The 20,696-nt window shown below is 73.2% G+C and carries 18 protein-coding genes; 12 read left to right on the plus strand and 6 right to left on the minus strand.

Going from position 1 to position 20,696, the window contains the following annotated elements; translation table 11 throughout:
• Positions 1 to 18 precede the first annotated feature (18 nt).
• From ACFVUY_RS21860 to ACFVUY_RS21890, 7 genes are all read left to right on the plus strand, one after another.
• Complete coding sequence (locus ACFVUY_RS21860; RefSeq protein WP_387732202.1) at positions 19 to 1,410, plus strand: ABC transporter substrate-binding protein; 1,392 nt, start codon at positions 19 to 21, stop codon at positions 1,408 to 1,410.
• An 11-nt stretch (positions 1,411 to 1,421) separates the two neighbouring features.
• Entirely contained in the window at positions 1,422 to 2,357 is a 936-nt protein-coding gene (locus tag ACFVUY_RS21865) for a carbohydrate ABC transporter permease (protein WP_387694543.1), read from the plus strand.
• A complete protein-coding gene (locus ACFVUY_RS21870; RefSeq protein WP_387732205.1) occupies positions 2,354 to 3,214 on the plus strand; it encodes a carbohydrate ABC transporter permease in 861 nt (286 codons plus the stop codon). Before ACFVUY_RS21865 ends, ACFVUY_RS21870 begins: the two co-directional genes overlap by 4 nt.
• Entirely contained in the window at positions 3,211 to 5,274 is a 2,064-nt protein-coding gene (locus ACFVUY_RS21875) for a beta-galactosidase (RefSeq protein WP_387732208.1), read from the plus strand. Before ACFVUY_RS21870 ends, ACFVUY_RS21875 begins: the two co-directional genes overlap by 4 nt.
• A complete protein-coding gene (locus ACFVUY_RS21880; RefSeq protein ID WP_387732211.1) occupies positions 5,271 to 7,451 on the plus strand; it encodes a trehalase family glycosidase in 2,181 nt (726 codons plus the stop codon). The genes ACFVUY_RS21875 and ACFVUY_RS21880 overlap by 4 nt, the downstream gene beginning before the upstream one ends.
• A gap of 42 nt (positions 7,452 to 7,493) precedes the next feature.
• A complete protein-coding gene (locus tag ACFVUY_RS21885; protein WP_387732213.1) occupies positions 7,494 to 8,231 on the plus strand; it encodes a ribonuclease H in 738 nt (245 codons plus the stop codon).
• A 95-nt stretch (positions 8,232 to 8,326) separates the two neighbouring features.
• A complete protein-coding gene (locus ACFVUY_RS21890; protein WP_387732215.1) occupies positions 8,327 to 9,028 on the plus strand; it encodes a hypothetical protein in 702 nt (233 codons plus the stop codon).
• 100 nt (positions 9,029 to 9,128) lie between these two features.
• Here the strand turns inward: ACFVUY_RS21890 and ACFVUY_RS21895 are convergent, their stop codons facing one another.
• The 3 genes from ACFVUY_RS21895 to ACFVUY_RS21905 all read right to left on the minus strand — a co-directional run bounded on the left by ACFVUY_RS21895 (position 9,129) and on the right by ACFVUY_RS21905 (position 11,393).
• On the minus strand, positions 9,129 to 10,421 hold the full coding sequence (locus tag ACFVUY_RS21895) for a hypothetical protein (RefSeq protein ID WP_387732217.1): 1,293 nt from the start codon (positions 10,419 to 10,421) through the stop codon (positions 9,129 to 9,131).
• Between the two features lie 297 nt (positions 10,422 to 10,718).
• Positions 10,719 to 11,048 carry a hypothetical protein gene (locus ACFVUY_RS21900; protein WP_387732219.1) on the minus strand — a complete coding sequence of 110 codons (330 nt, stop codon included), beginning with the start codon at positions 11,046 to 11,048 and terminating at the stop codon, positions 10,719 to 10,721.
• A gap of 129 nt (positions 11,049 to 11,177) precedes the next feature.
• Positions 11,178 to 11,393 carry a cold-shock protein gene (locus ACFVUY_RS21905; protein WP_387694551.1) on the minus strand — a complete coding sequence of 72 codons (216 nt, stop codon included), beginning with the start codon at positions 11,391 to 11,393 and terminating at the stop codon, positions 11,178 to 11,180.
• A gap of 159 nt (positions 11,394 to 11,552) precedes the next feature.
• Between ACFVUY_RS21905 and ACFVUY_RS21910 the strand changes: the two genes are divergently transcribed.
• Complete coding sequence (locus tag ACFVUY_RS21910) at positions 11,553 to 12,278, plus strand: dienelactone hydrolase family protein (protein ID WP_387732221.1); 726 nt, start codon at positions 11,553 to 11,555, stop codon at positions 12,276 to 12,278.
• A 142-nt stretch (positions 12,279 to 12,420) separates the two neighbouring features.
• Here ACFVUY_RS21910 and ACFVUY_RS21915 read toward each other — a convergent pair whose 3' ends face one another.
• Entirely contained in the window at positions 12,421 to 12,993 is a 573-nt protein-coding gene (locus ACFVUY_RS21915) for a PH domain-containing protein (protein WP_387732223.1), read from the minus strand.
• A 113-nt stretch (positions 12,994 to 13,106) separates the two neighbouring features.
• Complete coding sequence (locus ACFVUY_RS21920; protein ID WP_387732225.1) at positions 13,107 to 14,348, minus strand: GNAT family N-acetyltransferase; 1,242 nt, start codon at positions 14,346 to 14,348, stop codon at positions 13,107 to 13,109.
• A 218-nt stretch (positions 14,349 to 14,566) separates the two neighbouring features.
• Here ACFVUY_RS21920 and ACFVUY_RS21925 point away from each other — a divergent pair, with 218 nt between their 5' ends.
• The 4 genes from ACFVUY_RS21925 (at position 14,567) to ACFVUY_RS21940 (ending at position 18,820) form a co-directional block, all read left to right on the plus strand.
• The gene (locus tag ACFVUY_RS21925) at positions 14,567 to 15,856 is read left to right on the plus strand and encodes a TolB family protein (protein WP_387732228.1); all 1,290 of its coding nucleotides are present in this window, start codon (positions 14,567 to 14,569) and stop codon (positions 15,854 to 15,856) included.
• A gap of 181 nt (positions 15,857 to 16,037) precedes the next feature.
• Positions 16,038 to 16,358 carry a hypothetical protein gene (locus ACFVUY_RS21930; RefSeq protein WP_387732231.1) on the plus strand — a complete coding sequence of 107 codons (321 nt, stop codon included), beginning with the start codon at positions 16,038 to 16,040 and terminating at the stop codon, positions 16,356 to 16,358.
• Between the two features lie 501 nt (positions 16,359 to 16,859).
• On the plus strand, positions 16,860 to 17,837 hold the full coding sequence (sph, locus tag ACFVUY_RS21935) for a sphingomyelin phosphodiesterase (protein ID WP_387732233.1): 978 nt from the start codon (positions 16,860 to 16,862) through the stop codon (positions 17,835 to 17,837).
• A 152-nt stretch (positions 17,838 to 17,989) separates the two neighbouring features.
• Entirely contained in the window at positions 17,990 to 18,820 is an 831-nt protein-coding gene (locus tag ACFVUY_RS21940) for a thioesterase family protein (protein ID WP_387732236.1), read from the plus strand.
• Between the two features lie 57 nt (positions 18,821 to 18,877).
• Here ACFVUY_RS21940 and ACFVUY_RS21945 read toward each other — a convergent pair whose 3' ends face one another.
• Positions 18,878 to 20,203 (minus strand): radical SAM protein, encoded by a 1,326-nt coding sequence (locus ACFVUY_RS21945; RefSeq protein WP_359915267.1) that lies wholly within the window; start codon positions 20,201 to 20,203, stop codon positions 18,878 to 18,880.
• Between the last annotated feature and the right edge of the window lie 493 nt (positions 20,204 to 20,696).

The following is a 20,696-nucleotide window of genomic DNA, read 5'->3' on the forward strand; positions in this document are numbered from 1 at the left end:
CACCAGTCGGGAGGCAAGATGTCCGCAGAAACCCGGCACGAAAAACATCCCCAACTCGCCCTCCACCAGGGCGGATTCAGTTCTGGCCCGGCACGCCGCCGGATCCTCGCCGCCGGACTCGCCGGCGGCGCCCTGCTGTTGGCCGGCGCCACCGGCTGCGCGACCGGCGGTGCCGGCGGCACCAGCGCCAAGCAGCTCACCGGAAGCCCGGGCGCCACCCTCGCCGGGAAGGTCACCATCTGGTCCTGGGACGTCGCCGCCAAGGCCATGCAGCGGCTCGGCAAGGTCTTCGAACAGGCCCACCCCGGAACGACCGTCGAGGTCGTGGACATCGGCTACGACAACGCCTACGACAAGATCACCGTCGGACTCGGGGCCGGCAGCGGCCTGCCCGACATCCTCACCGTCGAGGGCCACAAACTCCCCACCTACATCGGCAACTTCCCGAACGCCCTGGTCGACCTCACCAGCCGCGCCGCCGACCTCAAGTCCCAGTACCCGCAGGCCTCCTGGCGCACCGTCACGGACGACAAGGGCCGGATCCTCGCCCTGCCCTGGGACAGCGGGCCGTGCGCCCTGTTCTACCGGCGCGACCTCTTCCAGCAGGCCGGCATCGACCCGGCGGGCCTCGCCACCTGGGACGACTACGTCACCGCCGGCACCGCCCTCAAGGCCGCCACCGGCAGGAAGCTGCTCATCCTGGACGCCAAACAGGACAGCCTCTTCGCCATGCTGCTCCAGCAACAGGGCCAGCGCTGGTTCACCGGCGGCAAGGTGGCCGTCGCCACCCCCGCCGCCGAACGCGCCCTCACCCTGCTGAAACAGCTCGTCGACCGCGACCTGGTGGACTTCGAGAACGGCTGGGACGGGTTCGTCTCCGGCACCCACGACGGCAAGGCCGCCACCACCCCCACCGCTGCCTGGTGGGACGGCACCCTCACCACCGAAATGGCCGACCTCAGCGGCAAGTTCGGCGTCGTCCCGCTGCCCGCCTTCACCCCCGGCGGCACCCGCACCTCCAACAGCGGCGGCTCCACCCTGTGCGTCACCGCGCAGAGCCGGAACCCGGAGACGGCCTGGGCGTTCCTGTCCTTCCTGCTCGCCGACAAGGCCAACCAGGCCTCGATGATGCAGCACGAAGGCCTCTTCCCCGCCTACCTCCCCGCCCTGGACGACCCGTACTTCCAGCAGCCCTCCCCCTACTACGGCGGCCAGCCCGCCATGCAGCTGTTCGCCGGGCTCACCCGAGACATCCCCACCGTCGAACTCACCGCCGACGACTCCAAGGCCGGCGACATCGTCACCACCGCCGTCAACCAGGTGCTGCACAACGGCGCCGACCCGGGCACCGTGCTGCGCTCCGCCGCCCGCCAGATCGCCACCGCGACCGGCCGCCAAACGGTCGCGTAGGGGCGGGCCCGATGACCAGTCCTCCGGTGTCCCTGCGCAAACCCGCGGCCCCGGCCCAGGCCGCCCCCGCCCCCGCCCGCCGCCGGCGCTCCCCACGCACCGCCGCCTGGCTGTTCGCCGGGCCCACGACCGCGCTCTTCGTCGCCTTCTTCGCCTACCCGCTCGGCGCCAGCCTCTACCAGAGCTTCACCGCCCGCCGCGACGGCGCCGACGTCTGGGTCGGCCTGGACCAGTACCGGCGGATGCTGCACGACCCCGCCTTCCTGCACTCCCTGGTCAACACCGGCCTGATCCTCGCCGTCCAGGTACCCGTGATGATCGGCCTCGCCCTGGTGCTCGCCGTCCTGCTGAACCAGTCCTGGCTGCGTTTCCGGGCCGGCTGGCGGGCGGTGTTCTTCCTGCCCGCGATCACCACCCTGGTCGCCTACGCGGTGGTCTTCCAGGTCCTGCTGCGCACCGACGGCGGACTCGCCAACCAGTTCCTCCAGGCCCTCGGCCTCGGCCCGGTCGACTGGCTCAACTCGCCCACCTGGGCGAGGATCTCGCTGATCGGCTCGGTCACCTGGCGGTGGACCGGCTACAACGCGGTGATCCTGCTCGCCGGACTGCACGCCATCGGCCGCGACCAGTACGAGGCCGCCGCCCTCGACGGCGCCGGCGCCGTACGCACCTACACCGGGGTGATCCTGCCGCAGCTGCGACCGGTCGTGCTGTTCTGCGTCATCACCTCCACCATCGGCACCCTGCAACTCTTCGACGAGAACTACGTGCTGACCCGCGGCGGCCCCGGCGACGCGACCCTCACCCCCGTGGTCTACCTCTACAAGGTCGGCTTCCAGCAGCTCGACTTCGGCTACGCGGCGGCCATCGCCTGGGTGGTCGTGCTGATCATCGCGGCGGTCTCGCTGCTCCAGTTCCGGCTCTACGGAAGGGAGCGCCGCCGATGACCACCACCGCGCCGCTCAGGCCCGGCCGCACTCCGCTGCCCGCCCGGCTCGGCCGGATCGCCGTCCTCGCCGGCCTCACCCTCGGTGCCGTGCTCAGCCTGGTGCCCTTCGCCTGGATGCTGATCGCCAGCACCCACAGCAGCTCCGAACTGTTCCACTCCCCACCGCCGTTCCTGCCCGGCGGCGAGCTGCTGCGCAACCTCGCGCACCTCCAGGAGACCATCGGCTTCGGCCGGGTGCTGCTCAACAGCCTCGGGACCGCCGTCGTCTACACCGTGCTCAGCTCGCTGCTCTCCGCGATGTGCGGCTACGGACTGGCCAAGTACCGCTTCCGCGGCCGCGGACTGCTGCTCGGCCTGGTCCTGGCGACCATGATGATCCCCCTGCAGGTGCTGCTCGTCCCGCTGTTCCAGATGATGGCCAGCCTCGGCTGGATCGACAGCTACCAGGCCGTGATCGTGCCCTTCCTGGCCAACTCCTTCGGCATCCTGCTGATGCGCCAGGGCTTCCTGGACTTCCCCGACGAACTGCTGGAGTCGGCCCGGATCGACGGCTCCGGCGAGCTGCGCACCTTCTACCAGGTCGTCCTGCCGTGCGTGCGGCCGCAGCTGGGCGCGCTGGTGATCTTCACCTTCATGGGGCAGTGGAACAGCTTCATCTGGCCGCTGCTGATGCTCAACACCGAGGACAAGTACACCGTGCCGGTCGCGCTCAACACACTGACCGGGCTGACCCACGTCGACTACTCCGGCCTGATGCTCGGCTCCTTCCTGGCCACGCTCCCGCTGATGGTGCTCTTCCTGGTCTTCCAGCGGCAGTTCGTGGCGGGCCTGCTGGGCGGAGCACTGAAGGGATGACCACGACCGTGACCGAGGACCGCCTCACCCGGGTACCGGGACTTCTGTACGGCGGGGACTGGAACCCCGAGCAGTGGCCCGAACAGGTGTGGGCCGAGGACGTGAAACTGATGGCCGAGGCCGGGGTCAACCTGGTCACCGTCGGTGTGTTCTCCTGGGCCCAGCTCCAACCGGACGCCCACAGCTGGGACTTCGGCTGGCTGGACCGCCTGCTCGACCTCGTGCACCGGCACGGCATCGCCGTCGACCTGGCCACCGCCACCGCCTCCCCGCCCGCCTGGCTGGTCCGCGCCCACCCCGAGCTGCTGCCGGTCACCGCCGACGGCGTACGGCTGGAGTTCGGCTCGCGCCAGCACTACTGCCCCTCCTCGCCCGCCTACCGGGACGCCGCCGTCCGGCTCACCCGGGCACTCGCCGAGCGCTACCGCCACCACCCCGCCCTCGCCCTGTGGCACGTCCACAACGAGTACGGCGACCACGTCGAGGAGTGCTTCTGCCCCGCCTCGGCCGCCGACTTCCGCCGCTGGCTGCGCGAACGGCACGGCGACATCGAGGAGTTGAACCGCTCCTGGGGTACCGCCTTCTGGTCGCAGCACTACGGATCCTTCGAGCAGATCGAGCCGCCGCGCACCGCGCCGGGCCCGGTCAACCCCACCCAGCTGCTGGACTGGCGCCGGTTCTGCTCGGACGCGCTGCTCGCCCTGCACCGTGCCGAGAAGGCCGTCCTGGACGAGGTCTCGCCCGGCGTCCCGGTCACCACCAACTTCATGTCGATGCTCAAGGCCCTGGACTACTGGGAGTGGAGCCGGCACGAGGACTTCGTCTCCGACGACGCCTACCCCGACCCGGCCGACCCGCGCGCCCACGTCAACGCCGCGATGAACTACGACCTGATGCGCTCGCTCAAGGGCGGCCGCCCCTGGCTGCTGATGGAACAGGCCCCCTCCGCGGTCAGCTGGCGGCCGGTCAACGTGCCCAAACCCCCCGACCTCCACCGCCTCTGGTCGCTGCAGGCACTGGCCCGCGGCGCCGACGGCGTGCTGCACTTCCAATGGCGCGCCTCGGTGGCCGGCGCCGAGAAGTTCCACAGCGCGATGCTCCCGCACCGGGGCACCGCCTCGCGCGGCTGGCAGGAGACCCTGCGCCTCGGCGCCGAACTGCGCCGCCTCGGCGAACTCGCCGGCAGCCGGCTGCGCGGGCGGGCCGCCGTCCTGCTCGACTGGGACAGCTGGTGGGCGCTGGAGCTGGACGACCACCCCTCCGCCCGGATGCGCTGGCCCGAGCTGCTCCGCCCCTGGTACGCGGCACTGTACGAGCGCGGCGTCACCGTCGACTTCGTCCCGCCCACCGCCGGACTCGACGCCTACCCGCTGGTGCTCGCCCCCAACCTGTACCTGCTCGACACCGCCACCGCCGACCGGCTCACGACCTACGTACGGGACGGCGGCCGGCTGGTCTGCGGCCCGTTCAGCGGCATCGCCGACCGGCACGACCACATCCACCCCGGCGGCCACCCCGGGCCGCTGCGCGAGCTGCTCGGGATCGTCGTCGACGAGCACTGGCCGATCCCGGACGGCGCGACCACCTCCGTCGTCCTCGCCTCGGACGGCACCGGGCTGCGGGCCGAACGCTGGAGCGAATGGATCGAGACCGGGACCGCCGAGGCCGTCGCCCACTACGGCTCCGGCGAGCTGGCAGGCCTCCCGGCCGTCACCCGCAACCGCCTGGGCGCCGGCAGTGCCTGGTACCTGAGCTGCCACCTCGGCGCCGCCACCGGCCCGGTGCTCGACCGGGCGCTCGCCGAAGCCGGGGTGGGCGCCGAACTGCCCGGCCTGCCGGAGGGCGTCGAGGCCACCCGCCGGCACGCCGCGGACGGCACCGACTACCTCTTCCTGCTCAACCACGGCCCCGTCGAGCGCCTCGTCCCGCTGCGCACCTCCGGCACCGACCTGCTCACCGGCACCGACCTGCTCACCGGCACCGCCACCGGCGACGCCGTCACCCTCGCGCCGCTCGGCGCCGCCGTCCTCCGACTCCCCGCCACCGAGGAGCGCCCGTGAACCCGCTGACCCGCCGCCACTTCCTCGCCGCCTCGGCGGTCGCCGCCGCCGGCACCCTGACCGCCCCGGCCACCGCCCACGGCCAGGAAGGACCGGAAGAATCGGGAGGACCCGACGCCGAACGCTACGCCGACGTCCTCGACCTGCACGGCACCCCCGCCCAGGCCTACCCCGGCGACGCCCGCGGCAACAACCCGATCACCGTCTTCGCCGACCTCGGCGCCTGGCACGCCTACGCCCTGCCCCGACCGGCCGACCGGCCCGGCGGCTTCACCGGCCCGCTGTACCTCGCCCAGGAATACCCGTGGTGGCTCAGCGACGGCCTGACCCGCCTCCAGCTCACCGAACAGGGCCGACCCCTGGACCTCACCGCCGGCGCCCCCGCGCGCGGCACCTCGCTGCCCGGCCTGCTGCGGCTGGCCCACGACCTCGGCGGCGGCCTCGCCCTCACCCTCGAACTGCGCTTCGCCGGCAACCGCACCGCCCTGCTCCGGGCCCGCCTCACCAACACCGGCCCGGCCGTACGGACCCTGGCCGCCGCCTGGACCGGCCGACTGCTGCGCCCCGCCACCGGCCCCCAGCACGAGGCGCCGCGACTGGTCGCCGCCGAACGCGGCGTGGAGGTGCGCTTCGCCAAGGTCCGGCAGACCTGGGACTACCTCACCGACGGCACCGAGTGCTTCGCCGTCCGCCACGCCCGGCCCGTCCGGGTCGTGCTGAGCGCCGACGGCGACGAGCACCGCACCGAACTCGCCGAACCGGTGCGGCTGGCACCGGGGGAGAGCCGCACCCTGGACTGGACCGAGAGCTACACCTTCACCGAGGCCGAGTACGCCCGGGCCGCGAAGGAGGCGGACACCGTGCTGCGCGCCCCGGAGCGGGTCGCGGCCGAGGGCACCGCCCGCTGGCACGGGTACGTCACCCGGGCCACCGAGGGCGTCCCCGCCGCCCGCCGGCGCACCGCCGTCAAATGCGTGCAGACCCTGGTCACCAACTGGCGCAGCCCGGCCGGACGGATCCGGCACGACGCCGTCACCCCCACGCTCTCCTACAAGTGGTTCAGCGGGGTCTGGGCCTGGGACACCTGGAAGCAGGCCGTCGGCACCGCCGCCTTCGCCCCCGGCCTGGCCGCCGACCAGATCCGGGCGGTCTTCGACCACCAGGTGCCGGCGGGCTCCGCCGAGCGCCCGCAGGACGCCGGGATGGTCCCCGACTGCGTCTTCTACAACGACCCGGCCACCGGCGGCGGCAACTGGAACGAGCGCAACTCAAAGCCCCCGCTGGCCGCCTGGGCGGTCTGGGAGGTCTACAAGCGCAGCGGCGACCGCGCCTTCCTGCGGGAGCTGCTGCCCCGGCTCACCGCCTACCAGGACTGGTGGTACCGCACCCGGGACCACCTCGGCGAGGGCCTGTGCGAGTACGGCGCCACCGTGGACCCGGCCAACGCGAGCGCCGAGGACTGCCGGGAGGCGGCGGCCTGGGAGTCCGGCATGGACAACGCCCCGCGCTTCGACGCCGCCGGCGTCCTCCCCAACCGGGACCCGAACGGCACACTGCTCGGCTGGTCGCTCGACCAGCGCTCGGTCGACCTCAACGCCTACCTGGCCGCCGACCACCGCCACCTGGCGCTGATCGCCGCCGAACTGGGCGACCGGCCCGCCGCCCAGCGGCTGCGCACCCGCGCGGACCGGATCGACGCCGCCGTGCGCGACACCATGTACGACCCGGCCGGCGGCTGGTTCCACGACACCGACCTGGCCACCGGCGCCCGGCTCACCGCCCGGGGCCGCGGCATCGAGGGCGCCATCCCGCTCTGGTCCGGCACCGCCACCGCCGCCCAGGCCCGCACCGTCCGCCGGCTGCTGCTCGACCCGGCGGAGTTCGGCACCGCCATGCCGTTCCCCACCGTGGCCCGCAGCTCGCCGTCCTTCGACCCGGCCGGCTACTGGCGCGGCCTGGCCTGGCTCGACCAGACCTACTTCGCCGTCGAGGGCCTGCGCCGCTACGGCTGGGAGCAGGACGCCCGGCGGACGGTCGAGCGGCTGCTGGCCACCGCCGCCGGACTGGCCGGGGACGGCCCGGTCCGGGAGAACTACGACCCGCTGACGGGGGAGGGGCGCAGCTCCACCAACTTCAGCTGGTCGGCGGCGCTGCTGCTGCTCCTGCTGCGCACCTGAGCGACTTTGGCTCCGGGCCGTCCGACCAGGCATGATCGGGGCATGGTCGAACGAGTCATTGCAGCGTGTGACGGAGCAGCCAAGGGCAACCCCGGTCCGGCGGGCTGGGCGTACGTGGTCGCGGACGCCACCGGGGCGCCCCTGCGCTGGCAGGCCGGCGCGCTCGGGCACAGCACCAACAACGTGGGCGAGCTGACGGCGCTGCGGCAGCTGCTGGCCGCGACGGACCCGGCGGCGCCGCTGGAGGTGCGGCTGGACAGCACCTACACCCGTGACTCGGTGACCAAGTGGCTGAAGGGCTGGAAGCGCAACGGCTGGAAGACGGCGGCCGGCAAGCCGGTCGCCAACCAGGAGCTGATCCAGGCGATCGACGCCCTGCTGGAGGGCCGGGACGTCACCTTCGTGTACGTGCCGGCCCACCAGGTGGACGGCGACCCGCTGAACGCCATCGCCGACAAGGCCGCCAGCGACGCCGCCCGCACCCAGCAGGACGCCTCCGGCACCGCCGCCGACCTGCCGGTCCCCGACCCGGCCGCCGCCACGAAGGCCCCCAGGGCGCGCACCGCCCGGCCGGCCGCCTCCGCCGGTAGCACCGGCACCGGCACCGGCACCGGCACCGGCACTGGCACTGGCACCGCCAAGCGGAGCGGCGGCTCGCGCACCCTGAACGCCCGCTTCCCCGGCACCTGCCCGTGCAGCCGCCCGTACGCCAAGGGCGACAAGATCACCAAGGTCGGCGGCTCCTGGGGCCACCCGGAGTGCGCCGCCGCCCACGCCTGACGCGCCGCCCCCGTTCGACCACGAGTACGCCGACGTCGCCGGGTGAGTATCCGTACTCACGCGGTGGCCCGGCCCGGTGGTGGACCATGGTGATCATGAGGAATCGCGCAACGAAGGACGGGCCGGGCCGCCGCACGGCCGTGCGGGTCACGGCGGTGGCCGGGGCCGCCGGGGCGCTGGTGCTCGGCACGGTCGGGTACACGGCGTACGGGGTGGCGGCGGAGGCCTGGACGGGCAAGCCGTACCCCGTGGCGGACCCGGCCGCCGTCGCGCGGCACCTGGACGCCCGGACGCAGACCGTCTACGAGGCCCTCGCGCTGCGCCCGGAGGTGACGCCGGCGCCCGACCACCGCGCGGACGACGGGATCACGGCCCGGATCTACGACGCATGTCCCGCCCGGGGCCTCTCCCACCTCCTGGAGAGCATGAACGACACCGGCGCCGACCAGCCCCGCACAGCCGCTCTGCGCGCGCGGTTCACCCTTGCCGGGGTCGCCCGGTCCGAGTGGGAGGAGGCGGTGGGCCGGGCCCGGCAGAGCCTGACCGCCCAGGGCTGGACGGTCGCCTCCTCCGACGAGTCCGCCCCGGTCCCCAGTCTGACGCTGACGCCACCGGTCACCGGCCCGGGGTCCCTCGCGGAGAGCGCCTCGCTGCGCTTCGACCCCGTGTACCACACCCTCGAGGTGAGCGCGGGCAGCGAGTGCGCCCGCTACCCCGACGGCACACCGGTGGACCAGGAGGGCAGGCCGGCCGACCTGCCGACCGGCACGGCACCGGTGCGGCCGCCCGGCCGGTGACCGCGGGCCGGGAGCATGCGCCCGGCCGGAAACGCGAGACCGGCCGGAAACGCAGGACCGGCCGACCGCTGGTGCGCGGTCGGCCGGTCGAAGGTGCAGGTCAGGCCTTGGGCGGGGTGGCCTGGGCGAGCTGCTTGATGCTCCCGAAGCTCAGGCCCGCGTCGTTGAGTTCGCGCGCCTCGGCCTCCGTGACGCCGAGTCCGGCGAGCTCCTTGAGCTGGGCGCCGGTCAGCGGCGGGGCGGCCGGGAGGTCGCCGAAGTCCTCGGGGTCGAGGCCCTCCTCGTCGTCGCCCCCGGTGGCCAGGCCGAGCACCGCGTCCATCAGCTGGTCGTTGGTCACCTTGACCGCGTCGGCCGGGGCCTGGACGTTCGGGGCCGCCTGGCTGAAGGCGAGCTTCACCGGGAAGTTGACGCCCGGCTCGACCTTGTCGGCCAGCTGGGCGAGGTCGAAGGTGGCGGAGGAGAAGGCGCCGTTCTTCAGGTAGAGGTCGACGCCGATCTTCCGGTCCGGCACGTCGCTCGGGGCCTTGTCCGGGAAGTCGCCCAGCTGCTTGGGGAACTTGGCGGACAGCGGCTTGACGGCCTTGTACATCTCGTCCACCAGCTGCCGGGCCGGGGCGCTCACCCAGAGGTGCTCGGTGCCGTCCTTCTTGCCCTTGTCCTCGTACGTGACGGTGCGGCCGAGCACGTCCTTGATCGAGTTGAGGAGCTGGTTGCCGAGCTCCGGGTCGACGCTGGGGGCGGCGCTCGGCGCGGCCTTCTTGGCGTCGGCCTCCTTCGCCTGGTCGGCGAGCGACTGGAGGTCGAAGGACACCCACTTGCCGGCCAGCACGTCCCCGACCGGCTTCATCTCCTCCGGCAGGTCCTTGCGGAGCTCGTCCACCGTGGACGGGTCCTCGCCGACCAGCTTCATCAGGCCCTTGGCGTCGGCGTGCAGGTACCCCGTGGCGTCGACCTGGCGGTACTCCAGCAGCGCGGTGCCGCTGCGGTCGGCGAGCAGGTAGGAGACGCGCACCGACTTGTCGAGCGTCAGGTCGGTGTTCTTGCCCGCCTGGCCGGCGTTCCTGAAGGCCTCGATGTCCTTGAGCGGCTTGTCGGCGGAGACCGCGACCGTGACGGAGAGGCCGGAGATCGCCTTGGCGGTCTTCTCGTCCATGTCCTCCTTGCCGCCCCGGGCGGAGCCGATGAGCCCGTTGCCCTTGTGCTCGCCGGAGTTGGCGAACGCGGCGACCTGCTCGGGGGTGGCGTCGATGGAGAGGGTGAACCCGGCCGACTTGGCGTCACGGACCTTGTCGAAGGCCTTCGAGACCTTCTGCGCGGCGGACAGCTGCTCGACGGTGCCGCAGGCGGTGAGACCGGTGGCGAGCACGGAGGCGGTGACGGCGACGGGCATCGCCCCACGGGCGGCCTTGCGGATGGCGGTGTTGATGGTACGACTCCTGTTGATCGGGCCCGCTCGGCAAAGCGGACCGTTCCCTCCCCTGCGACGCGCAACGTCACAGCGCCTGCACATGTGATCACATTATCGGCAAGGGGTCATCCGCATTTTTGGCCGGGTCTTTAACCACTTCGGCCAAAACCATGACCAAAAGTCGTAAACCAGGTCTGAGAGCCGTCCCGATCAGGCCCCGAGGGCCCCGATGTTCCCGCCCCCGGCCCCGGTCCGCACCACTCCGGGGCGGACCGGGCGTCAGTGCACCGGGCGCGACAGGTCCTCGACCGTCCAGCCGCCGCCCAGGTCACGGCGCAAGGCCTCCAGCGCAGCGGCCGTCTGCCGCCGGAACAGCTCCTTCTCCTCCTCGGACCACGGAGACGGATCCGGCGGGTACGCCTCGTTGAGCGACGACTGGTACCGGTCGGCGAGCCGCGCCAGTTCGGCCCGGGTCGCCGGGCTGATCGGCAGTCGGTCGAGGTCGCAGGGGTAGTCGTACGGGCTGTCGAGGTCGGGACTGCCGGACGGGCCCGGCCACAGCGGGGTGTCGACGCCGTATTCGAAGAAGAACCGCAGGTAGGAAGGCATGCCGCAGCCTTTCACAAGCTGGACGGAGCGCACCGTGCGGCCGGCCCGGGCCACAGACGGGCGCCGGTGCAGCGGCCGCGGAACTCCTTGGCGGGCGGTGCAGCCGGCGCGGACCCCCGCCCGCCGGTCCTAGCCCTCGACGACCTGGACCTTGTCGGCCTGCATCCCCTTCTGGCCCTGGACCGCCTCGAACGTCACCCGCTGGCCCTCGACGAGGGACTTGAAGCCGGCCCCTTCGATCGCCCTGAAGTGCACGAACAGGTCGGGACCGGACTCCGGGGTGATGAAGCCGTAGCCCTTCTCGTCGTTGAACCACTTCACGGTGCCGTTCTCGCGCTCGGCCATGTCTTCTCCTTGCCCGGGGGTCACGCTGACCGCGCCAGTTTCTCACGCAGCGGAGTCGGGCCGACGCGAAGCGCAGCGATGGCCGTCGGCGGGCCGCCCGCTCTGCCGAGGGCTAAGTCCGGCCCGGCCGGGGCGCGGACCCCGCTACTGTCCGGTCCTATGACAACGGTCACCACACGCACGGTCGAGTACCCGGCCGACGGAATGACGATGATCGGGCACCTCGCGCTCCCGGCCGGCGCCGGGCCCCGGCCCGCGGTCCTGATCGGGCCCGAGGGGCCGGGCCTGAACGACTTCCAGCGCCGCCGGGCCGACGCCCTCGCCGAACTGGGCTACGTGGCCCTGGCCTTCGACCTCCACGGCGGGCGCTGGATCAGCGACCCGCAGGAGATGCTGGCGCGGGTGATGCCGATGCTCGCCGACCCCGACCGGATGCGGGGCATCGGCCACGCGGCGCTCGACGTGCTGCGCGCCGAACCGCGGACCGACCCGGACCGGATCGCGGCCATCGGCTACGGCACCGGGGGCGCCATCGCGGTGGAACTCGGGCGCGCCGGCGTCGACCTGCGGGCGATCGGGACGGTCAACGGGTTCACCACCGGCCGCCCGGGCGAGGCGGCCCGGATCCGGTGCCCGGTGTGGGCCGGGGTCGGCTCGGAGGACCCGATCATGCCCGCCGAGCGGAGGGAGGCCTTCACCGCCGAGATGCAGGCGGCGGGTGTCGACTGGCGTCTCGTGGTCTACGGCGGTGCCCAGCACGCGTTCCACCACCCGACGGTCGGTCACACCGTGCTCCCCGGCGTCGCCCACCACCCGGAGCACGCCCGGCGGGCCTGGCGCGACATCGTCGGCCTGCTCGCCGAGTGCCTGCCCGTGGAGGAGTGAGCGGCCGCGTGGCGTGTGCCGGGAGTCACCCGCCACCGCCTGCTCCGGGAGGGCGACGACCTGATGCCCGTCCGTGGTTCGGACGGGCGGACGGGCGGACAGGCGGGCAGTCGGCCGGGCAGGGCGTGAAGGGTTCCGGTGGCTACCGCTGCTGCAGTACGACGCCGGCGAAGACGACGAGGCCGAGGACGACGGTGCCCAGGACCCCGATGGTCCGGGGCGTCATCCTGTCCCGTGCCTGGTGCTGCGGCGGGACGCGTCGGCTCGGGTCGGTGCTGTGCTTCCACCAGTTGACGACCCGCCGGAAGTCCACGTCGAAGTCGCTCGACGGGTAGAAGGTGCTGCTCTGGAGGGCCGGCAGTGAGCGGCGCCGGCCGTCGACGGTGTGGAGCCGGGCCGCGCGCGTGCCCGTGCCGAAGCCCGTGGTCTCCCGCACGTCGATCCAGCGGATCTCCTGCCAGGAGTAGGTGCGGCCGCGGCCGAATCCCCAGCAGACGGTGATCCCCTCGGCGTCGACCCGGCTCCAGCACCGGCGGGCGCTGGCGCGGCCCGGGACGGCGAGCAGCAGCGTCCCGGCGACGAGCAGGAGCATGGGTGTGAGGCCGAGCCTCTTGTAGCCGATGAGGACTTGGGCCGCGACGACGATGGCCAGCAGCGCGAAATCGGTCCAGGACGGGCGGAACTTGTCTTTCCCCCGGAAGATCAGTTCGTTCACGCCGCGCACACTACTCCTCCGCCACTGGGGCGCGACAGGAGGTTCCCCGCAGCGGGCGGCGCGGCGGCGAAGCTGCGGCAGGTGGAGCCCGGGCGGGCGGACCGGGCGGGACGTCAGGGCAGGTAGTACGTCAGCAGATCGGCCGTCAGCGGCGGGAACAGCGCCCGGTGCAGCTCCTCGTCCCCGCGCCCGTACACGTCCGGCCGGATGCGGCTCAACCCCTCGATCCCGTACGGCCCGAAGAGCAGCGCCGCCAGCGCGTCCGGCGCCACGCCCACGCCGCCGGACGCGCCGAGGTGCTGCATCGTGCCGCCCGTGACCACCTCGCCCGGCCCCTGCGTGCCGACCGGGACGCGGTAGTGGGCGCGGTAGGTGGAGAGCAGCAGTTCGCCGTCGGCGCGGTCCAGGCCGGCGGCGGTGAGGCGCTGGTGGAGCAGGGGGCGCAGCCGGTCGAGCAGCACGGCCGGATCGGGGATGCGGACGTAGTACTGCTCCGCCTCGGGGCGCGGCGTGCGGTCCAGCAGATCGTGCCAGACGCCGGCCGGCAGGGTGCCCGGCCGGTCCACCACGTGGAGTCGCGCCTCGGGTGCCAACGCCGCCACGCCGGCCAGCAGTTCGCGTGCCGCCCGCTCGTCCGCGGCGGCCGCCTCGGCGAGGTGGAACTCGCCGTCGTTCACCGGGGTGGTGCGGCCCACGGCCACCACCTCGCCGGCGCGTTCGACCACCCGCAGTGTGCTCGCGTCGTGCGCCAGCAGCCAGCGCCAGCGGGCGGGGGCGTGGCCCATCGCGAGGTCGAAGCCGTGCTGCGCCTGCTCCTGGAGCGCGGCCAGGGCGGGCAGGTCGGCGGCCCGGGCGGTGCGCAGCGCGGGCGCGCCGTCCTCGGCGGGCGGGGTGGAGCGCAGTGGCCGCGAGACCGGGATGTCGATGGCGTACTCGTAGCCGAACAGCCGGTAGAAGTACGGGATTCCGATCATCACCTGGACCACGTGCCCGCGGGCGGCGGAGCGTGCGTGCGCCCACCGCATCAGGGCCCGGACCAGGCCGCGGCCCTCGTACTCCTCGTCGGTGGCGACCAGTTCGACCTGCCCGGCGGGCAGTCGGACGCTGCCGAGGCGCAGCTCCTCGTCCAGCAGGGTGGCCGTGGAGACGACCCGGTCGCCGTCGGCCACCACCGCGCTGGCCGACCAGCCGGCGTCCGGGTCCTCGACCACCAGGCGGTGGTCGAGTGCGTCCTCCGGGACGCCGCGCTCGGCGAGCAGCGCGCCGAGCTGCTCCAGGTCCTCCGGCCGGGACTCGCGCAGGAGCAGGCCGCCGGGCAGGGGCATCGGCAGGGCAGAGGGTTCGTCGGTGGTCATTCCCGGACCCTCGCACCGGTGGCCGTGTGCGACCAAGGGGTTTTTGCCGAACCGGCAAGAGGGAGTGGGAACGCGCCTGATGTGGAGGGGAGTTGGCGAAATCGTGCCCGTTCCGGGGTGGCCTGGTTGACCGTGGCCACGACCGGAGGGTTGGCTCGCCCCGGGGGGGAGGGGGAACGCGGGGGGAATCGACGAGGAATCCAAGGGGAGGGGAGCCCATGAAGACGACGACGCTCCGGGTGGTCTGCGTCCTGGCCGCCGCGCTGCTGGCGGGGAGCGCGGCACCGGCGGCCCACGCGCGGCCCGCGTCCACGTCCACATCTGCGTCCGAGCGCCCCGCGAGCGGCGACACGGTGCGGGTGAACGTGAGCCCCGACGGCACGCCCGCCGACGACTGGTCCGAGCCGCTCGGGCTGAGCGCCGACGGCCGCTTCGCGCTATTCACCTCGCTGGCCTCCAATCTGGTGCCCGGCGACACCAACCGCCTCTACGACGTCTTCGTCCGCGACCTGTGGACGCGGCACACCGAGCGGGTCAGCCTCGCCGACGGCGGTGCCCAGCTGGACGGCTCCACCGTCCAGGCGGCGATCAGCGGCGACGGCCGGTACGTCGCTTTCAGCAGTGACGCCGTCAACGCTGTGCCCGGGAACGGCAGCGGGCGCACCGACGTCTACGTCCGCGACCGCCTCACCGGCCGGACCGAGCTGGTCACCGCCGGCACCGGCGCCGGAAACTCCGTCAGCCCCGCGATCAGCGCCGACGGCCGGTTCGTCGCCTACTCCTCGGACCGCGCCGACCTTGCCCCCGGGGCACAGCCGGGCACCGCCAACGTCTACCTGACGGACCGCTGGACCGGCAGCACCCGCCTGGTCACGGCCGGGCAGGGCGGTGCCCCCGCCGACGGCGGCTCGGTGGAGCCCTCGCTCAGCGCCGACGGCCGGACCGTCGCGTTCCGGTCGAAGGCGGCCAACCTGCTGCCGGCCGCGACGGCGGCCCCGGCCGTCCGGAAGCCGCCGCCCACCCGGCAACTGTTCCCGCTCTACGTCTACGACGCCCGCACCGGCCGGATCGAGGGCGCGAGCATCGACCCGAGCGGCACCCTGCGCGACGCCGTGCGGCAGAGCCGGCTGAGCCCCGACGGCCGGTACGCGCTGTTCCGGGTGTTCCAGCCGGACCAGGGCGGCACCCGCGTCGCGCTCTACGCCCGGGACCTGCACACGGGCACGGTGACGGAGGTGGCTCCCGCCGGAACCCAGCCGGCCGTCATGACGGCGGACGACCGCTGGGTCTACTTCGTCTCGGACGACGCCGGCCTGGTGCCCGGCGACACCAACGGCGCCCCGGACCTCTTCCGGCGAGACCTGCGGACCGGTCTGGTCGAGCGGGTCGCCGAGGCCGTCGGCCCGTCCTTCGCGCCGGCCGTGGACGCGTTCGGCACCACCTTGCTGTTCGGTGCCCCGAACGGCACCGGCTCCGACGTCCTGGTGCGCTACCTGCCGCCCCGCTGACCGGCCGCGGCGCCCGGCTCCCGCAGGGTTCGGCGCGCCGCGACCAGGGTGAGCAGGCCCCACAGGACGGCCAGCACCGCGGTGACGTGGACGCCGCCGCGGCGGGAATTCGAGATCCTCGTCGAGCGGGACCGGCGGCGCCCAGCCCGCCGGGTCGACCAGCACGTTCTCGGTGTCGCCGATGTCGCGCGTGCCCGTGCAGCCGTGGCCGCCGACCTCGGCGTGCGGCAGCGGCCGCCCGTCGGCGCGGCGGATGGCGCAGGTCCAGCTCACCCTGCCGCTCTTGTCCTTCGCGCTGTGGGCCGCGGTGACCACCACCGCGGTCTCCGCACCGCGCTGCGCCATGATCTGGGCGCGGATGCTCGCGGTTGGCAGGACCAGCAGCAGCACGCCGAGCAGGACGGCCGGCCAGATGATCCAGCCGCGGGGGCGGACGAGGCCGAGCGCGACGACGCCCGCCGAGAGCACCAGGAACGCCAGGATGCCGCAGGGCAGCTGGTAGTCCGGGTTGCTGCCCAGTGCCGCCAGGCCGACCATCAGCACCGGGGTGAGTGCCCCGACCAGCCACGCCGTCCGGCGGACCGTCCGCGCCGACAGCTGCGGCTCCGGGCGCCTGCGGACCCGCTTCGGGGGCGGGACCACCCCCTCGGCGAGCGGCCTCTTCCGTTTCTTCCTGCCGGCCATGTCTTCCCCCGTTCGTTCCTTCGTCGCGCTGGGGACAGTCTGACCGCGGCTCCTGACGCGCGATACGGAGGGCCGGTACGGACGTGCGGTACGGACGTGCGGTACGGAGGTGCGGCACGGAGGTGCGGTACGGAGGTGCGGTACGGAGGTGCGGTACGGAGGGCGGGGCGGTGACTGCCCGTCGGCCCCTCGCCGACGGTGTTACCGACGAGTTCACCGAATGCTCGCCCGATGTCTTGCGGTCCGTGCCGACGGCCAAGTTGGATGAACAACATCCCTCGACCCGACGGGTCCACGACAACGCCCTCACGGAGGCCCGATGCCCCTGTCGTCCGTCCGCCGCGCCCTCGCCGCCGGCGCCGCCGCCACCGTCCTCGCCGTGCTCGGCGCCGTCCCGGCCTCGGCCGAGACCGCCCCCGCGACCGCACCCCCGCTCGACGTGCTGACCTACAACACGTTCCTGATGAGCACCTCGCTCTACCCCAACTGGGGCCAGCAGTACCGGGCGCAGGCCATCGCCTCGGCGGACTTCTTCCAGGGCCACGACGTGGTGGTACTGGAGGAGGCCTTCGACAACTCGGCCTCCGACGCGCTGACCGCCAAGGCCTCGGCCGCCTACCCGTACCACACGCCGGTGGTCGGCCGCTCCACCAGCGGCTGGGACGCCACCTCCGGCAGCTACAGCTCCACCACCCCCGAGGACGGCGGCGTCACCCTGCTGAGCAAGTGGCCGATCCTGCGCAAGGAGCAGTACGTCTACAAGGACGCCTGCGGCTCGGACTGGTTCTCCAACAAGGGCTTCGTCTACGCGGTGCTGGACGTCAACGGCCGCCGGACCCACGTGGTCGGCACCCACCTCCAGTCCACCGACTCGGGCTGCGCGAGCGGCCAGGCGGCGGACATCCGGGCCAAGCAGCTCACCGCGATGCGCTCCTTCCTGGACGCCAAGCGGATCCCGGCCGACGAGCCGATCCTGGTCGCGGGCGACCTCAACATCGACTCGCACGGCTCCGAGTACCAGGCGCTGCTGACCAATGGCAACCTCGCCCCGGCCTCCGCCCGCACCGGCTGGCCGTACTCCTTCGACACCGCCGACAACTCCGTCGCCGCCTACCGCTACCCGGGCGAGCCCAAGGAGGACCTCGACTACGTCCTCTACCGGGCCGACCACGCCCGCCCGCAGCAGTACACCAACCAGGTGGTCTGGGTGCACAGCGCGCCCTGGACGGTGAGCAGTTGGGGCAAGAGCTACACCTACACCGACCTCTCCGACCACTACCCGCTCGCCGCGCACTGACACTCCGGGTCCTCCGGGGGTGTGGGATGCGTCACCCGTGACGCCCCGCCGGCGGTTCGGCCCCTTACGATCCTGAACGCCGAGGTCGGGCGCCGTCGTACCACGGCGGCGCCCGCCCGGCAGCCAGCGATCCGGCCCGAGGAGAAGCGCACGTGACCACCCCCACCGCCGCGCCCGACAGCTACTACCAGCGCACCGGCGAGAACAGCTACAAGCCCACCGTGCAGGCGCAGGGTGCCTGGCACCCCGACGAGCAGCACTTCAGCCCGCTCGGCGGCCTGATCGTGCACGCCATCGACCGCCACCGGGCCGACCAGCGGCGGGCCGACCAGCCGGCCGGGCGCCCCTCCGACGGCCTGGCGCTGGCCCGGATCAGCTACGACATACTCGGCCTGATCGCCCTCGACGAGTTCGAGATCACGGTGGAGACCGTCCGCCCCGGGCGCACCATCGAGCTGGTCGAGGCCACCGTGGTGACCGGCGGGCGGGCCGTGGTCCGGGCCCGCGCCTGGTTCCTCGCCGAGCTGGACACCACCGCCGTCGCCGGCACCCACGACGAGTCGCTGCCCGGGCCCGAGGAGTTCGAGCCCTGGACGATGGCCGGGGTGTGGGGCGGCGGCTACATCGCCTCGATCGACGTCCGGCGCCGGGAGACCGCCCCGGGCCGCGCCGCCGCCTGGATCTCCACCCCGGTCGAGCTGGTCGCGGGGGAGCCCAGCGGCCCGCACGCCTCCTTCGTCAAGCTGGTGGACACCGCCAACGGCATCGCGGTGCGGCAGAACCCCACCGAGTGGATGTTCCCCAACACCGACCTGACGATCCACTTCCACCGCCGCCCCGAGGGCGCCTGGACCGGCCTGGACACCAGCGTGAGCTTCGGCCCGGCCGGCCACGGCGTCACCAGCACCGTGCTGCACGACGTCCACGGCCCGCTGGGCCGGGCCGAGCAGATCCTCACCGTCCGCCCGCTGAACGGGAGCTGACGGGCGGGGCGCCGCCGCACGGACGATGGGCGGCGGCGCCTTCGGAGCGGGCCGTGCTCAGCCCTGCAGCGAGTCCATGAAGGAGCTCACCGAGAAGACCGCCTTGCCCGGGCCCGCCGGGCCGTAGCCGGGCGGGGAGGAGAGGCCGAACTCGTCCAGGGTCGCCCGGTAGGTCTGCAGCAGCCGGATGTGGTACTCCAGCGGCGCGCCCTGCGGGTTGGCCTTGCCGAGCGGGGTGGTGGGCTCGGGGCACCAGGTGGTGAAGCGCGGCACCACGCCGTGGGACATGAAGAAGCGCAGGCCCTCCTCGGTGGAGGCGATCGCCTCGTCCACCGTGGTGAAGCCGAAGGGCTCGGCCATCTCCACGCCCGCGACGAAGTTGGGGATCACGTTCTCCGGGCCGAACACCTCGGTGGAGTCGAGGATCCGGCGGTGCCACTCGTCCCGGCCGACGTAGCGCTCCTTGCCCGGGCAGTAGAGCTCGAACAGCCGCTTGTCCCACACCTCGAAGTTGGGGTGGTAGATCCGCACGCCGTAGTCGTGGAAGCGCTGGACGTCCTCGCGCGGCAGCGCCTGGGCCACCACCTTGCCGATCCAGCGGCCGGGGAAGCGCTCCTCGATGGCCTTGGCGTACTGCCCGTAGAAGTCGGCCTCGTCCCGGCCGCCGACGCGCGAGGTGATCGCCCCGCCGGTGAGGGTGTACGCCTGGGAGGCGCGGGCGGTGTCGTGCTCGTCGATCAGCGCCAGCGCCTCCAGCACCTCCTCGACCGGCTTGACCCCGGTGTACGGGCGGCCGGCGGCCTTGTGCTGGCGCCAGTTGTGGTTGATGTCGCAGTACTGGCACTCCTCCTTGGCGCCGAAGTACTGGCAGACCCGGAAGACCGTGAGGTAGATCAGGTAGCCCCACTGGATGGTCGGGGCGACCTCCATCACCGACTTCCCGTTGGCCAGCGTGTGCCGGTAGTAGTCCGGCATCGGCGGCAGGCCGACATCGGCGATCCGCGCGCCGTCCAGGTAGAGGCCGAGGGTGCCGTCCTCGCCGGCGCCGACCCGGTAGGGCGAGTCGGGGTTCACCCGCACCGACACCACCGTGCGGCGCAGCCCGTACGGCCCGCCGGTCAGCACGATCTCCTCCGGCGGCCGGTTGAGCGCGGCGGCGCCCAGCTCGGGCAGGGTGCGGTGGTCGAAGGAGAAGATGAAGTACGACTTCGGCTTGACCTCGCCGCCCCCGTCGGCGCCGGCGCTGCCGCTGAGTGCCGACTCGTCGAAGGCCATGCCGCCGCGCAGCAGGTCCTCCTTGATCACCGCCTCCCGGGGCACGTCGGGATAGCGCTCCATGAGCTCCTCGACGAGTGCGGTGCGGCTGCGGGCCTGGCTCTCCATGCGCTGGTCTTCCTTCCTGGCCCCGTCCTCACGGCGCCCAGGCCATTCTGGTCCCCCTTACCGGTGGGGCCGTGCACCGGGCCGGGAGGTGACCGACCGGGCCGGTCCGCGCTTCAGCGGGTTCTCCGGGGAGGGGGCATCGGAAGCTCTGCCACCGCGTGTCCCCTCCGGTCGTTCCGCATTCGAACGGACTCTGCCGCGACCGGAACAACGCGATTGGCGGTCCGGGACACGCGTGGGTGTCAGCAGGTTGACGCGGGGGCGGGCGGCTCGGGCGGGAGGGTTCGCGGCCGGGGCGCCCCGGTGCCGGTGTGATCAATGCACGACTGCGGCCCGCTCAAACGTCGTCAGCCCGAACGTTCACCCTATCGGGTGAGGAAGATCGTCCGTTGCGATGCGGAACGCGCCTTCGCGCCTACGGTGGTGAACCGAGCGGGACAGGGGCGGAAGCCCGGGTTCCCGTTCGAGGCCGACGGAATGACGATCCGTCATA

Origin of the sequence: Kitasatospora sp. NPDC058063 (assembly GCF_042885395.1) — a bacterium.
Classification (GTDB): Bacteria; Actinomycetota; Actinomycetes; order Streptomycetales; family Streptomycetaceae; genus Kitasatospora; species Kitasatospora lactacystinica.

Excerpts from the sequence above, each read along its gene's own strand:
- ACFVUY_RS21860 (WP_387732202.1), top strand. The coding sequence starts at position 19 with ATGTCCGCAGAAACCCGGCACGAAAAACATCCCCAACTCGCCCTCCAC.
- ACFVUY_RS21865 (WP_387694543.1), top strand. The coding sequence starts at position 1,422 with ATGACCAGTCCTCCGGTGTCCCTGCGCAAACCCGCGGCCCCGGCCCAG.
- ACFVUY_RS21870 (WP_387732205.1), top strand. The coding sequence starts at position 2,354 with ATGACCACCACCGCGCCGCTCAGGCCCGGCCGCACTCCGCTGCCCGCC.
- ACFVUY_RS21875 (WP_387732208.1), top strand. The coding sequence starts at position 3,211 with ATGACCACGACCGTGACCGAGGACCGCCTCACCCGGGTACCGGGACTT.
- ACFVUY_RS21885 (WP_387732213.1), top strand. The coding sequence starts at position 7,494 with ATGGTCGAACGAGTCATTGCAGCGTGTGACGGAGCAGCCAAGGGCAAC.
- ACFVUY_RS21890 (WP_387732215.1), top strand. The coding sequence starts at position 8,327 with ATGAGGAATCGCGCAACGAAGGACGGGCCGGGCCGCCGCACGGCCGTG.
- ACFVUY_RS21895 (WP_387732217.1), bottom strand. The coding sequence starts at position 10,421 with ATGCCCGTCGCCGTCACCGCCTCCGTGCTCGCCACCGGTCTCACCGCC.
- ACFVUY_RS21900 (WP_387732219.1), bottom strand. The coding sequence starts at position 11,048 with ATGCCTTCCTACCTGCGGTTCTTCTTCGAATACGGCGTCGACACCCCG.
- ACFVUY_RS21905 (WP_387694551.1), bottom strand. The coding sequence starts at position 11,393 with ATGGCCGAGCGCGAGAACGGCACCGTGAAGTGGTTCAACGACGAGAAG.
- ACFVUY_RS21910 (WP_387732221.1), top strand. The coding sequence starts at position 11,553 with ATGACAACGGTCACCACACGCACGGTCGAGTACCCGGCCGACGGAATG.
- ACFVUY_RS21920 (WP_387732225.1), bottom strand. The coding sequence starts at position 14,348 with ATGACCACCGACGAACCCTCTGCCCTGCCGATGCCCCTGCCCGGCGGC.
- ACFVUY_RS21925 (WP_387732228.1), top strand. The coding sequence starts at position 14,567 with ATGAAGACGACGACGCTCCGGGTGGTCTGCGTCCTGGCCGCCGCGCTG.
- ACFVUY_RS21930 (WP_387732231.1), top strand. The coding sequence starts at position 16,038 with ATGTCGCGCGTGCCCGTGCAGCCGTGGCCGCCGACCTCGGCGTGCGGC.
- sph (WP_387732233.1), top strand. The coding sequence starts at position 16,860 with ATGCCCCTGTCGTCCGTCCGCCGCGCCCTCGCCGCCGGCGCCGCCGCC.
- ACFVUY_RS21945 (WP_359915267.1), bottom strand. The coding sequence starts at position 20,203 with ATGGAGAGCCAGGCCCGCAGCCGCACCGCACTCGTCGAGGAGCTCATG.